This is a genomic window from Senimuribacter intestinalis (assembly GCF_943192965.1).
Lineage (GTDB): Bacteria > Bacillota > Clostridia > Peptostreptococcales > Anaerovoracaceae > Senimuribacter > Senimuribacter intestinalis.
The window spans coordinates 50839-63838 of the sequence record NZ_CALPCF010000012.1 but is presented as its reverse complement, the minus strand read 5'-3'; the positions used below and the strand labels follow the sequence as shown (position 1 = coordinate 63838).

Annotated in this window: 11 protein-coding genes; 5 read left to right on the top strand and 6 right to left on the bottom strand. The window is 44.6% G+C overall.

The genetic code is table 11. The features are described 5' to 3' along the window. Positions 1-17: 17 nt before the first annotated feature. Positions 18-920, top strand: coding sequence for a DMT family transporter (locus NFR88_RS11015; protein ID WP_160200416.1), 903 nt, complete (start codon positions 18-20; stop codon positions 918-920). 262 nt (positions 921-1182) lie between these two features. On the opposite strand, the gene NFR88_RS11010 is transcribed toward NFR88_RS11015, so the two are convergent. Beyond that, positions 1183-2562 (bottom strand): TrpB-like pyridoxal phosphate-dependent enzyme, encoded by a 1380-nt coding sequence (locus NFR88_RS11010; RefSeq protein ID WP_160200415.1) that lies wholly within the window; start codon positions 2560-2562, stop codon positions 1183-1185. Positions 2563-3174: 612 nt separating this feature from the next. Between NFR88_RS11010 and NFR88_RS11005 the strand changes: the two genes are divergently transcribed. From NFR88_RS11005 to NFR88_RS10990, 4 genes are read left to right on the top strand one after another with little or no spacing between them, the layout of a single operon-like run. Next, a complete protein-coding gene (locus tag NFR88_RS11005; protein ID WP_251615946.1) occupies positions 3175-4305 on the top strand; it encodes a S8 family serine peptidase in 1131 nt (376 codons plus the stop codon). Next, entirely contained in the window at positions 4284-5447 is a 1164-nt protein-coding gene (locus NFR88_RS11000) for a hypothetical protein (protein ID WP_251615944.1), read from the top strand. The genes NFR88_RS11005 and NFR88_RS11000 overlap by 22 nt, the downstream gene beginning before the upstream one ends. A gap of 52 nt (positions 5448-5499) precedes the next feature. Next, positions 5500-6366 (top strand): hypothetical protein, encoded by an 867-nt coding sequence (locus tag NFR88_RS10995; RefSeq protein WP_251615942.1) that lies wholly within the window; start codon positions 5500-5502, stop codon positions 6364-6366. A 44-nt stretch (positions 6367-6410) separates the two neighbouring features. Next, on the top strand, positions 6411-7307 hold the full coding sequence (locus NFR88_RS10990) for a hypothetical protein (RefSeq protein ID WP_160200412.1): 897 nt from the start codon (positions 6411-6413) through the stop codon (positions 7305-7307). Positions 7308-7436: 129 nt separating this feature from the next. Here NFR88_RS10990 and NFR88_RS10985 read toward each other — a convergent pair whose 3' ends face one another. From NFR88_RS10985 to hydG, 5 genes are all read right to left on the bottom strand, one after another. After that, positions 7437-8228: a ZIP family metal transporter gene (locus NFR88_RS10985; protein WP_160200411.1), complete on the bottom strand. Its 792-nt coding sequence runs from the start codon at positions 8226-8228 to the stop codon at positions 7437-7439. A gap of 87 nt (positions 8229-8315) precedes the next feature. Continuing rightward, complete coding sequence (locus NFR88_RS10980; protein ID WP_251615941.1) at positions 8316-9569, bottom strand: glutamate-5-semialdehyde dehydrogenase; 1254 nt, start codon at positions 9567-9569, stop codon at positions 8316-8318. 3 nt (positions 9570-9572) lie between these two features. Then, positions 9573-10379: a glutamate 5-kinase gene (gene proB, locus NFR88_RS10975; RefSeq protein ID WP_251615939.1), complete on the bottom strand. Its 807-nt coding sequence runs from the start codon at positions 10377-10379 to the stop codon at positions 9573-9575. Continuing rightward, positions 10372-11595 carry a [FeFe] hydrogenase H-cluster maturation GTPase HydF gene (hydF, locus tag NFR88_RS10970; RefSeq protein ID WP_251615937.1) on the bottom strand — a complete coding sequence of 408 codons (1224 nt, stop codon included), beginning with the start codon at positions 11593-11595 and terminating at the stop codon, positions 10372-10374. Before hydF ends, proB begins: the two co-directional genes overlap by 8 nt. After that, positions 11570-13000, bottom strand: coding sequence for a [FeFe] hydrogenase H-cluster radical SAM maturase HydG (hydG, locus tag NFR88_RS10965; RefSeq protein WP_251615935.1), 1431 nt, complete (start codon positions 12998-13000; stop codon positions 11570-11572). The genes hydF and hydG overlap by 26 nt, the downstream gene beginning before the upstream one ends.

The following is a 13000-nucleotide window of genomic DNA, read 5'->3' as shown; positions in this document are numbered from 1 at the left end:
GGATGTTATAATAAGAAATGACAAGAGAATATGCCTATGCAGGAATCACAATTTTTCTGTGGGGGTCATCTTTTGCAGTCATAGGACTAATGGTAAAGGAACTGCATCCTATGGTTATGCTCTTTTTCAATAGTTTGGTCGCTTTTTTGTTTTTATTTGCTTTAAATACTGCTCAGGGAAAGTTGAAAAAAGGTCGTAGCGGAATTAAAAAGAAGGAGCTGCACGTTCTAGTGTTGCTGGGACTGATGACCTTTTTCTATAATGCGATGATTAACAGCAGTCTCGGATACTTAAAAGCGCAGCAGTCCAGTGTCATTAATTATTTATGGCCGTTTTTTCTGGTGATTTTTTCCTGTATCCTTTTAAAGGAGAAAATGACTGTTTGGAAAGGGCTGGCACTTTTAATTTCTTTCCTTGGTGTAGCTATCGTAGTGACAGAAGGAAATCTTGATAATTTGAGTGGTATCAGTCTTCCCGGGGTATGCCTTGCTGGTGGAGCAGCAGTATGTTATGGTCTGTTCTGCGTGATAAATAAAGGCGTTTCCGCCGATAATTTTGTAGGAATGATGTTGTATTATTTGATTTCTACCGTTGCATCGCTGATTGCATTACTGACACAGCAAATCGAAATTCCGGTGCTAACACTGCCGCAGTGGGGCGGTGTCTTATGGACAGGGGTGTTGGTTTACGGACTGAGCTATGCCCTTTGGGCAAAAGCCTTACAGACCGGAAACATAGCGATTATTTCCAATTTGGCGTATATTACTCCGGTGGCTTCCCTTGTTTGGATTTACTTCCTCATGGGAGAGAAAATCGAACTGTTTGCAATCGCAGGATTGTTGTTTATTTTAATTGGTATCGCAGTGCAAATCTTCGGGGAGTATAAAAAACTTCCGGGCAAAGTGCGTGCGACTGAATGACTTGCACCATTTTCCTTATAAATAGCTTGTATGGTGCGCTTTTCAGCAGGTTACTGCTGCCACCTGCACCATTTTTCGAAAAAACACAGTCAATGGTGCGAAATTTTTTGTACACTACTTAAATTTATGTATTTTAAGGAACACAAAGGAAAAAGCTGGAAATTCTATTTTCCAGCTTTTTCTAATTTATAGCCTTTGCACTATTTTACTTGCCTAGTTTTGCATCATTGTCCTCACATTTGGATTTAATGGTGCAGGAAACTTACCGTTCTACCGAAGGCAGACTGTCGAATCCGATTTGCAAATCTTCATCGGTCGGTACGTAGTCATTCATGGTACCGTCATTGAACTGTTCGTATGCTTTCAGGTCAAAGTAGCCGGTTCCGGTCAGACCGAAGAGAATGGTCTTTTCTTCACCTGTTTCCTTGCAGTGGAGCGCTTCGTCGATAGCAGCTTTGATAGCGTGGCTGCTTTCCGGTGCAGGCAGAATGCCTTCCACTCTGGCAAAATCGCTTGCAGCTTTGAAGACTTCGGTTTGTTCGTAGCTTCTTGCTTCCATCATGCCCTGATCATAAAGTTCAGAAAGAATTGGACTCATGCCGTGGTATCTAAGACCGCCTGCATGGTTTGGAGAAGGAATAAAGCCACTGCCCAGGGTATACATTTTAGCCATCGGCGTTACTTTTCCAGTGTCGCAGAAGTCATAAGCGTATTTACCTCTGGTCAGACTCGGGCAGGAGGCAGGCTCTACTGCGATGAATCTGTAGTCTTTTTCTCCGCGGAGCTTTTCACCCATGAATGGGGAAATCAGTCCGCCCAGATTGGAGCCGCCGCCGGCGCAGCCGATGATAATATCAGGGGAAATTCCATATTTGTCCATGGCAGCCTTTGCTTCCAGACCGATGACACTCTGATGAAGGACAACCTGAGAAAGTACGCTTCCCAGCACATATCTGTATCCATCTTTCGATAAAGCTGCTTCAACAGCTTCAGAAATAGCGCAGCCCAGACTTCCTGTAGTTCCCGGATGCTCTGCAAGGATTTTCTTGCCGATTTCAGTTGTATTGGAAGGGGAGGCAGTTACGTTAGCGCCGTAGGTTCTCATCACTTCTCGTCTGAACGGTTTCTGTTCGTAGGATACCTTTACCATGTATACGTTACAGTCAAGACCGAGATAAGCGCATGCCATGGAAAGGGCAGTACCCCATTGACCGGCACCGGTTTCTGTGGTGACGCCTTTTAGACCTTGTTTCTTAGCATAGTATGCCTGAGTGATTGCGGAGTTCAGCTTGTGACTGCCGCTGGTATTGTTTCCCTCGAATTTATAATAAATCTTTGCCGGGGTTTGCAGCTTTTCTTCGAGGCAGTAAGCGCGAACCAGCGGGGAAGGACGATACATCTTGTAGAAGTCCTGAATTTCCTGCGGAATATCGAAGTAAGGGGTATCGTTGTCCAGCTCCTGCTTTACAAGCTCTTCGCAGAATACCGGCGTCAGGTCAGCTTCAGTTACAGGCTGCAGCGTTGCAGGATTCAGCATTGGCGCAGGCTTTTTCTTCATATCTGCCCGAACGTTGTAATACTGCGTTGGCATCTCGTTTTCTTCCAGATAAATTTTGTAAGGGATTTTCTTTTCGTTGTTCATGTCTTCTTTCTCCTTTCAATTGTGCGCGGGAGAGGGGTGTATTTTAGCTCAAAAAGCAGAAAACTCCTGTCCCAGACGATATCTGCTGGGACAAGAGTATAAATTTCTCTTGCGGTGCCACCCGGCTTGACGATAGGTTTACCCTGTCATCCACTCTGCGCATACTATCATATGCCGACTTTGGTTACGAAGTGTCCTTCTCCGTCGCCCCTACTGCGGCATCGTGAAAAAGATAGCCGGTTCGGTTTGCCCTCAGGAGTCCATTCAGTTCTGTCTTTGCCTGCTGTAATCTCACCATCTACAGCTCTCTCAAAGGTAAGTCTCAAAGCTTACTACTCTCCATCAAAGGTTTAGCTCATATTTAATTCTTCCCTATCATAACACCGGAATTGGTAGTTGTCAATAAGTTTTTGTAAAAAACACAAAAATATTTTGTGAAATGTGTGGAAGTTATACAAATCCATGAGACTGATACATGTATTCTGAAATAATATAAATCAAATATAAAATAAAATAAAATAATTATTGACTTCAAGTTACGAATGTAGTAATATCGAATAAACAGTAAATTGTTTTAAGGAAATGGAAATAGGATTTAAAAGGATGTTAACCATGTATAAAGGATTTGAAAAGAAATCAAACAGGATGGTAACATGTATTTGTATCGCTACATTGGTGATACTGCAATTAGGACTATGTTTTGACCGGAACACAGTTTATGCAGAGGAAGAGAAGGAGGCATATATTGTTATCACAAAGGATGGTGACAGTATTGAGAAGCTGAAAGAAGAATACAATGTGATAGCTGAAAATGGAGATGCATTAACTGTCGAAATTTCCGATTCTGAAGCTGCTCGTATAGAAACAGATAAAGATATTATTTGTGTAGAAAAGGATTTTACCATAGATACCGAAGTTGAAGCTGGTGAGGATATGGTTAAACCACTTAGTGAAATCTGGAATCAAGATGCGCTGAATATGGAAGCCTCATATTCCAATCAAATTGTAAAAGTAGCAGTGATTGATTCTGGTATTGATGTAACAGATAATATCACAGTGAAGGAAAGGAGAAACTTCATAAAAGATACTCCAGTAACAACACCTTTGTATGAGGATTTTACAGGACACGGGACCAGTGTTGCGAGCATGATTGCGGGCAGCGGAACAGGTAGTGATGTAATAGGTACAGGCGGTAATATTGAATTGCATTCTGCGAGGGTTTTAGATGAAAATAAGCAAGCACCTATCAGTAGCGTAGTTGAAGCAATCTATTGGGCAATAGAGAAGGATGTGAAGGTTATCAACATCAGTTTTGGTACGCAGATTTATTCAGAGGCACTAAAGACTGCGATTGATACAGCAACAGACAAGGGGATTCTTGTTGTAGCAGCTGCAGGAAATCGTGGAACACAGGGGGTTGACTATCCGGCAGCTTTCGAAAATGTACTGGCTGTGGGATCTGTAAATGCAGCAGGAAATGTCAGTGATTTTAGTGCAAAGGGTGAAGAAGTTGATGTCATGGCTCCTGGAGAGGCTGTATTGGCACAGGCAAACTTTGGAGAAGATTTAGTTCTATCCGGGACTAGTCTTGCAGCACCGCAAGTTGCAGGTATTGCAGCACGACTTTGGAGCAAAGATGTGGCAAAACCAGCAACTTTTATTAAGACTCTAATCAAGCTTAGTGCAAAAAAATTGAATCCGCAGGAAGTGGATATGGGCTGGTGGATTATGGATATGCTTTAGAGATTTATGATGAGGTTTATGCACAGTTTGAAGAAATTGCTAGTGAAAAGAATGGGCATGTTGAAGAAACGAATATTCCACAGGAAGTAGATTTAGCTGAATCGTCTATTTCAGAGGTGAAAGAGGTTGCGTCAACTGAGAGTGTTCAAGAAGATGAAACAGATGTGGAGAGTGTGGAGGAACTTTCGGGAGAAGAAAGTGTTGGTGATGAAATTCACAAAGAAATCAGCGAAGAGGTGTCATTGGAGCCTCCGGTAAAGTCGGAGGATGAAATAAAGATTTTACCTGATGTTGAGAGCATTTCATTTGAGAAAATCGCAATGGAGCAAATTGAGGTTGCAGAGAATTTCGAACCAGTAGAGGATTTGAGTGATCCGATAGTGGATGGGAGTTGGGGATCTGAAGTGCATACTGCCTTTACGGGAAACGCAGCATTTAAACAAGGTGCTGTTTATGCAGATAACAAAACGCTTCATGCATTTGTTCAAGGAATAACAGGACATCCCGAGTTTCATGGATATGCATGGCATGATGATGCAGGAGGAGCACTCGGAACAGGGGATTGTAATTATATGGCTAACTATATGTTTCTTGTAAAAATTGCAGCAGCATATGGAAGAGGTGAAGGATATACTTCTGTTTCAAGGTCTGACGTTCCAGGACTTAATAAAATCTGTTATGATGAGATTCGTGCAGGAATTCAGGGGATACTTGACAGAGATAAAACATTATCGAGTGGCAATGCAGATATTGCAATTTGGGGGAAGAGTGATGCAAATCAGAAGGCTTTTGTGATGGGACTTGCAATGCATGTTGCAACAGATACATTTGCACATTCTGCCTTTGATAAATCATCGGTTGGATCATTAATGACTTGGCATAGGATTAAACACCCTAGTGCTGATGATATCACGATTCGTTCTGGAAGATATGACATTGCTAAAGCAGTCATCTCTAAAGTAGTTGATCGCCAGAATGGAAACCGATCAGGCTACGATACCTGCAATGACTTTCATAGTGAGAATTCATCGCATTATAAGATGCTTGATTTTAGAATTACAAAGATGAAAACTTTTGCAGAAGATTCGGGATATACAAACGCAACTGTATTAAGCGATTTTGGAAAGTTGCAATCACAGTAAGTTGAGTTATAGGAAATTTTAATGTAGTATGATGGAGAGGAAATATATAAGTGTGGACAAGTTTTTCACCAAGAAAAAATACAAAGTATATATTGCATTAATTATCGTTTTTGCTGTAATTTATGCCACCTATGAAAGACCGCAGTCTTCGGGGGAAATCCCTGACTGTGAAGCACTGGCACCGGTTCTGGCAGAAGCAGATTTTAATGGGTGGGATATTGATGAGAATACAATCAGCTTGTCAGATAAACAGAAAATAGCTTATCACAAGTACGGTTTTCGGAAAAAGCTGGTTGTAAAAGAACCTACGGTGTTGACTCAATATATTTGGGAAGATGGCAGTGAAAAAAATCTGCATTATGGTATTTATCGTGATGAGCAGCTGACAAAAGCAATCAGTGAAGTTGACATGGGATATAATCGAAAAGCGTCGGGGGCGATGGAAGAGGGCGCAGAGGAAAAGGATTATCCTAAGTATCAGGAAATGATTATAGAAACCCTTGAAAGGGGGACTTACTATATTGGTGTTTATACCATAAATGCAAAAGACGAGTTTGATTTTGCTTACCGCAGTCAATACTGCACGCTGCAAGAAGTATATCAACTCAAGGAAAACCAGGAACAGCATTTCTTTATCTGTAAATCTGTTCAGGAAACATTTTTTAAAATTGAGGCAGCGAGCAATCAGAAAATAGAAATTACCAGTACCTGCGAAACAGAAGATTTGCAGTTATGTCATGAGGATTTTTCTCTGATTGAAACCCTTGAAAAAAAGGAATCAGGAAAGGGGAATCTCTATACGGTTGAATTTCCGAAAGAGGGTATATATTATTTGAAGCACACTGGAGAACTTGATTTGCATCCATCTAACAAGGCACTGAATCCATGTTGTATATCGTATCACAGGATATACGACTGAATAGCGTACTAAGACATTCGTTATAATTTCTTGAGGATATTGTTATGAAGCGTGATAGAGAGAGTAACTTAAGAATCAAAAAATATATAATTGCAGCAACGGGCATAGTGGGGTTATTGGTTATATTTTGTTGCATCAGTCTGTTTTTGCAAGGTGATAAGCCTGAGACTATATCCGATTGTCCTGAATTGATTCCTGAAGAAAGTCCGCTTGTGCTTCCCAATGAACGAAGTGAACTTTGCGTTAAGGAATTGGACTTTAAGGAGAAAGAGCGGCTTAGTTATGGAAAATATGGATTTCGATATAAGATTGACATTAAAGAAACGTCTATTTTAATGATGGATGTGTGGGAAGATTCAACATTAAAAAATATTTCTTACGGGGTTTATCGAAGTTCTGAATTGGGAAATCCCGTTGCAGAGGTTCATATTGAAGAAGTGTTAAAGATGGATCTTGATAGTGCGCTGGGAAATCTGACTGAAATACAGCCGAAGCACCAGCCGAGAGAAGGAATTGTACTGAAGCCGGGCGTTTACTATATAGCTGTTTATAGTAAAAATTCCAATGAAGATGCTATTGCAAAGTATGAAAGTCTATTGGCAGTTGTTAATACCGAGCTGTCACTGCAAGAGGGGGAGTGGGGGTTCTTTTTCTCTACGGGAAAAGAACAAAAAACGTATTTTGAAGTCAATGTTCCTGGTTCCGGAATGCTTTATGTTGACAGGGATTTTTGGAGAGTTACTTATGATATCCAGCTTTGTGACGCTGAAAAAAATTCGATTCAAAAGCCTATCTTAGAGCCGTCGGGTCAGGAAAAAGGACACCAGAAAGCTAAGTTCTCTGTTTCTGAATCAGGGGTCTACTATTTACAAGTTGTTTCTGATGATTCGAGTCCATCCTGCTGGGCTAATGAAATCAGATATAGATTTGTATCAGAATAAGAACTGTCATCTTTAAAAATCCGCACCATGCTGTCGTATTTCAGCAAAAATGGTGCGGATTTTTGTTTTTGCGTTTTGAGAACCTGCACCATTTAGTTCATATCAGTGCAAAATGGTGCAGAATCCTCATTACCCCAAACTCACATCCAAAATCATCATAATCAGAAACCCCGCAATAAAGCCCAGGGTGGCGGTTTTGTCGCCTTCACACATCTGGGCTTCCGGCAGCAGTTCCTGAACGACAACATAAATCATCGTGCCAGCCGCAAAAGCTAGAAGCAGCGGCATCAGCGGCGTAATGAGGGTTGCAACAACTGCTGCCAGTACGCCGAAAATCGGCTCTACAATGGCAGACATACTGCCGATGAAAAAGGCTTTTTTCTTGCTCATTCCGTCTTTAATCAGAGGAAGGGCAACAGCAGTGCCTTCTGGATAATTTTGAATACCGATACCAAGGGCAAGCGCAGCTGCACCGGAGAAAAGGGCGGGATCAGCATCGCCTGCAAAGGCGAGAGAAAATGCGAGACCTACCGCCATACCTTCCGGAATATTGTGGATGGTGATGGCAAGCACCAGCATCAACGTGCTTTGTTTCAGACTGACCAGTTTTCCGCTGGAGAGTCTGCGCATGTAAGTACGCTTCATATAAGCGTCAGCAATCAGAAGAACCATGACGCCAAGCAGGAAGCCGCCAGTGATAATCAGCCAGCTGATTTGTCCGTTTTCCTCCGCTCTGTCTATGCCTGGAAGGAGCAGCGACCAGACGGAAGCTGCCACCATAACACCGCCTGCAAAGCCGAGGAAGACGCACTGTACACTGCTGCTGACCTCTTTCTTAACCCAAAAAACATTAAGGGCACCCAGCGAAGTTACCGAGAAGGTGAACAGGGTGCCCAGTAAAGCCCATATGATTCCGTTCATATCATTCTATCACTCCAAACTCATAAAAATATTTCCATTGCTATATGTTATTCTTATGAATCGGCAGCGGATTTGGTACGTCGTCCACTAACGAATTTGACCGTTTCCTGTGATGATGTATTTATAAGATACCAGTTGACCTACGCCCATAGGACCTCTGGCATGAAGTTTCTGGGTGGAAATGCCGATTTCCGCGCCCAGCCCCATTTCGCCGCCATCAGTAAAGCGGGTGGAAGCATTGTGATAAACAGCTGCAGAGTCGACAGAGATAAGAAATTTATCTGCTGCCTCTTGATCGCCGGTCACAATGCAGTCGCTGTGGTGGGTGGAGTACTGCTCGATGTGAGCAATGGCTTCTTCTATAGAGTCGACCACCTTTATGCCGAGAATGAAATCGAGATATTCCTGCCCCCATTCTTCAGAAGCGGCAGGGGTTGCGGACGGCAGGATTGCAAGAGCTGCACTGTCTCCGTGAAGGGCAACATTTTTTTCGGAAAGGCGCTCAGCCATGGCAGGCAGAAAACGCTCTGCGATATCTTTGTGCACCAGCACCTTTTCAGCAGCGTTACAGACGGAAGGTCGGGAAGTTTTCGCATTGAAGACGATGTCCAGAGCCATATTGATATCAGCAGCTTTATCTACATAAATGTGGCAGTTGCCGGCGCCGGTTTCTATTACAGGCACTTTTGCGTTATCTACGACGGAACGAATCAGTCCAGCGCCACCTCTGGGAATCAGCACATCCAGGTATTCGGTCAGGGTCATCATTTCGGAAGCCGACTGTCTGGAAGTATCGGAAACCAGCTGTACGCAGTTGATATCTAGGGCTGATGCAGAAAGGGCGCTTCGCATAATTTCGGTAATCGCCTGGTTGGAATGAAATGCTTCTTTTCCACCGCGGAGAATACAAGCGTTACCTGCTTTGATGCAGAGGGCTGCGCAGTCGCTGGTGACGTTAGGGCGAGCTTCAAAGATGATACCGCAAACGCCCAGAGGCACTGCAGTTTTTTGAATATGTAAGCCGTTTGGCAAATCTCTTTCTTCTAGAATTTCTCCCACAGGGTCTTTCCATTTGGAAACTGCGATAACCGCATCAGCCATGGAAGCGATACGTTCTGCAGTCAAAGTCAGTCTGTCTATCATAGAAGGGGAAAGAACACCGCAGGCAGCTTCAAGGTCTTTTTCGTTAGCGGCGAGAATATCTTCTGTGTGATTGACAAGGGCGTCAGCAATCAGCTCAAGCGCTGCAGTCTTGTCTTTTTCGTGGGCAGTGCGAAGAGCACGTTCAGCCTGTTTGGCACGCTGCCCCATGGTTTCTAAAGTAGTCAAGCAATGTTCCATAATCTAGTCCTCCAAATTTCCAAAAATCGTTCCGATGTCTTTTCCATCAAATAAGTCGTATAGATTTTCCGGACGGTCACCAGCAATGACACAGCACGGGATTTTCGCACCCGTAGAAATCTGTGCCGCACTGACTTTTGTTGCCATACCGCCGGTACCAAATTTGGAACCGGCGCCACCTGCGAGGGTGGTGATTGCATCATCGATGACAGGCACGTGGGCGATGCGTTTTGCGTCGAGGTGCTTTCTAGGATCTTTGTCGTAAAGCCCATCAATATCGGTTAAGATGACCAGAAGGTCTGCGTCTGTCAATGTAGCGACGATGGCAGACAGGGTGTCATTGTCGCCGATACTGAGTCCCTCTAGTTCGTCAGTGGCAACGGTGTCGTTTTCGTTGACGATAGGAATAATACCGAGGGCAATCAGTTCAGAAAAGGTATTCTGAACGTTTTCTCGGCTTCGGTCGTTGTCTACGATATCTGCGGTGAGCAGAATCTGGGCTACAGTCTGACTGAACTCACCGAAAAACTTATCGTACATAAACATCAACTCGCACTGTCCAATGGCAGCCAGCGCCTGTTTTTTGCTGGTTTCTTCGGGCCGAGTTGAAAGTCCCAGCTTGCCGATGCCGACACCGATAGCGCCGGAGGAAACTAGAATGATTTCTTTTCCGGCATTCTGCAGATCGCATAGGACTTTGCAGAGGTTTTCGATGTGGCGCAGGTGCATTTTGCCGCCAGCGTGAGTCAGAGTAGAGGTGCCTACTTTGACGACGACTCTTCGACTATTTGTAATTTTATCTTTATTCATGAAAAATCTCCAAGCTTCTATCTAAAATCCCATTGATATGGGCGATGAGTGTACCGTAATTGGTAAAGGGAACGCCAGCTTCCTTGGCAAGTTCCATGCGAGAAAGCACTTCCCGCTCGTTTAGCATGCAGCCGCCGCAGTGGACGACCAGGGCGTAGGGGGATAAATCCTGCGGAAACTGCCCACCACTGGTGAAGTGAAAATCCAGCTTTTTTCCCGTAAACTTCTCAATCCAGCCGGGCAGTTTTACGGTGCCGATGTCTTCGCACTGCCTGTGGTGTGTACAGCCTTCTGAAATGAGTACCCGGTCGCCGTCAGAAAGCGTTGGCAGATGATGGGCGCCTTTTGACGCCGTTTCCAGAATACCTTTGAATCTCGCCATCAAAATGGAAAAGGAAGTCAAAGGTACGCTGCGGGGAACGATTTCCTTCACCTGATGAAATGCTTGACTATCAGTAACTACCAGAGCAGGGGGGGCTTTCAGCGCGGAAAGACAGGCGGAAAGTTCCGGTACCTGAGTTACCATAGAAATAGCGTGGGTGTCCAGAATATCGCGAAGGGTCTGCACCTGAGGCAGAATTAGTCTGCCCTTTGGGGCGGATTCGTCGATTGGCGTAACTAAAATCACCACATCATTTTTACTTAGCTTATCTCCGATGAGTTGCTTGACAGGTGCAGTAGATTTTCCCAGCTGTGCTAGTTTTTCTTTTAATTCTGTAATGCCGCTGCCGGCTTTTGCACTGACTGCAAGGAACGGAAAATCAAAATCCTTTGTGCCGGGGACAGCTGCAAGGAGGTCAGTTTTGTTCAGTACGATGATGTAAGGAATCTGTTTTTTCTTCAGTAGTTCCATCAGAGAAAAATCGTCTGAGGATGGTTTTTCTGCAGCGTCGATGACCAGCACTGCAACATCGGTCTTTGCCAGTATCTGATAGGTTTTTTCTACCCGCTTTTCACCGAGGATGCCTTCATCATCAAGGCCTGGCGTATCGATAATTACTACAGGTCCCAGAGGCAGCAGCTCCATGGCTTTGCTGACCGGGTCGGTGGTGGTGCCTTTTACGTCAGATACGATGGAAAGGGACTGATCGGTCACTGCATTGACCAGACTGGACTTTCCGGCGTTGCGCCTGCCGAAAAAGCTGATATGCACTCTGTTTGCGCTGGGGGTCTGGGAAAGACCCGACAAATTAGAATCTGAAGTCTCTCTTGCCATGTTCTATCTCCTTGATGTATTCTTCTGCAATTTGACGCACTTTTTCTTTCGGAATGTTGCAAAGCTCCTTTTCAATTAGGGCTTCGCCGACTTTACGGGTATCTGCGGAAGCGTAGTCCACCAGATATTCTTTCAGGGTCATCAGCGCGTTTGGATGGCAACAGTTTAGAATTTGTCCGTTTTTGCAGAGGGTCATGAAGCGGTCTCCAGTTCTGCCTTCTCTGTAGCAAGCGGTACAAAAACTTGGAATATAGTCCATATCCATGAGCCATTTTACTACTTCGTCCAGCGTTCTTTTGTCGTCGGTTTCAAACTGTGCGGAGTTTTCTTCTTCCGGCTCTTCTTCGTCGTAGCCGCCGACGCTGGTTCTGGAAGCACCGCTGATCTGGGAAATGCCCAGGTGCAGCGCGCGGGCGCGCATTTCCTGACTTTCTCTGGTAGACATGATCATGCCGGTATACGGAACAGCGATTCTGATGATGGCGATAATTTTTGCGAAGAGGTCGTCGGTAATACCGCCGTCTACGCCGCCGTCAAAGTCGGAAGGGTCTACATCGTCTGCAGGTCTGATCCTCGGCACGCTGATGGTGTGCGGCCCGACGCCGTGTACTGCTTCCAGATGTTCTGCATGCATGAGAAGACCGGCAAGCTCGTAGCGGTAGAGATCAAGACCGAACAGTACGCCAAGACCGACATCGTCGATGCCAGCTTCCATGGCTCTGTCCATAGCTTCTGTATGCCAGTTGTAGTTGTGCTTCGGTCCGGTCGGATGCAGCTGTTCGTAGCTTTCTTTGTGGTAGGTTTCCTGGAACAGAATATAGGTACCGATGCCGGCATCTTTGAGCATTTTGTACTCTTCTACAGTAGTTGCGGCAATGTTCACATTGACACGGCGGATATCGCCGTTTTTATGGTGAATGGAATATACGGTTTTAATACATTCCAAAATGTATTCGATTGGGTTGTTGACAGGGTCCTCTCCGGCTTCCAGGGCAAGACGTTTGTGTCCCATATCCTGCAGGGCGATGACCTCTTTTTTGATTTCTTCCTGGGTCAGTTTTTTTCTTGCGATATGCTTGTTCTGATGGTGGTACGGACAGTAGACACAGCCGTTGACGCAGTAATTGGAAAGATACAGCGGCGCGAACATGACGATACGATTGCCGTAAAAGTCTTTCTTAATCTGTTCTGCCAGTGCGTACATTTCCTCGGTAATCTCTGGGTCTTCGCAGGAAAGCAGAACGGAGGCTTCTCTGTGGCTTAAGCCTTTGCGAAGGGCAGCCTTATCTAAAATGGAGCGAACCAGTTCTTTGTTGTACTTATTTGCGTCGGCATAAGCGAGGGTGTCTAGAATTTCCTCGTGACTGATAAATTCTTCTGCGTGTAATGATTTTGGATTGTACAT